This window comes from Pseudomonas sp. BN606 (genome assembly GCF_029873115.1).
Lineage (GTDB): Bacteria > Pseudomonadota > Gammaproteobacteria > Pseudomonadales > Pseudomonadaceae > Metapseudomonas.
Window position 1 is genome coordinate 1 of sequence record NZ_SSOF01000004.1, and the last position, 792, is coordinate 792.

General features: G+C 66.4%; 1 protein-coding gene and 1 pseudogene. Both read right to left on the reverse strand.

Annotation, left to right across the window (positions count from 1 at the left end):
• A pseudogene (locus tag E8E75_RS00020) lies at positions 1 to 254 on the reverse strand (phospholipase); the annotation flags it as partial.
• Positions 251 to 792 (reverse strand): DUF2345 domain-containing protein (locus E8E75_RS00025; protein ID WP_280357613.1); only part of this gene is annotated, 542 nt, incomplete at its 5' end. The gene E8E75_RS00025 and the pseudogene E8E75_RS00020, both read right to left, overlap by 4 nt.

Consider the following 792-nt stretch of genomic DNA (forward strand, 5'->3'; position numbering starts at 1 on the left):
CTGCCGTCGCGGATGAAGTGCATCGAGGGCTGGAAGCCCCAGCAGATGATGTCGACCGAGCGCCGGGCAGCAGCGATGGCCTGATGCACCGCGCGGAAGGCTTCTTCGCCATTGATCAGGGGTTTGTAGGTGGCCGGCCAGGGCCGGTACGCGGTATCGCAGACGAACCAGGGGGCGCTGCAGACCGCCTCGTGGGTGTGCTGCAGCGCGATGGGCACGACGATTTCAGGGTGACGGGCGTTGGCGGGTCTCATGGGGCGTCTCCTTCCTGGCCCTTGGGTTTGGCGAGCAGTGCCGAATACCAGAGGCGATGCTCCGTGTGCTGGATATCGTCCCCGGCGGTGGCGCTGTGGTTGTGCAGGCCGCGATTGGCCAGCTCGCCCTGCTCGGGGTTGCGGTAGTCGGCGGGTACCGGCAACTGGAAGGACAGGCCGTTGGCCAGCTCCAGTCGGTAGTTCCGCGTCACCACCTGGTGCTCGAGGGCCAGGTAGCCGCTCTCGTCCATCACGCCCCACTGCAGCTCCGCGTCGTCGGCGTAGAGCGTGTAGGGCATACCGGCCCAGGTGGCCTGCGGGGCATTGGGCACTTGCGGCATGCGCAGGCGTAGCCGTGGCGCGGACTCAAGCTTCGGATACTGCGGGTGGGCGGCGGTCATGCTGGCAGGCCCTCGGTAGTCGAAATGCACCGCTTTGATCAGGTGTTCACCCTGGGTGCCGGACTCGATGCGGTACGGATCGAGGGTGATGTAGCTGCCGCCGGCATTGAGGGTGATCTTCTGCATGGCGCTGATGC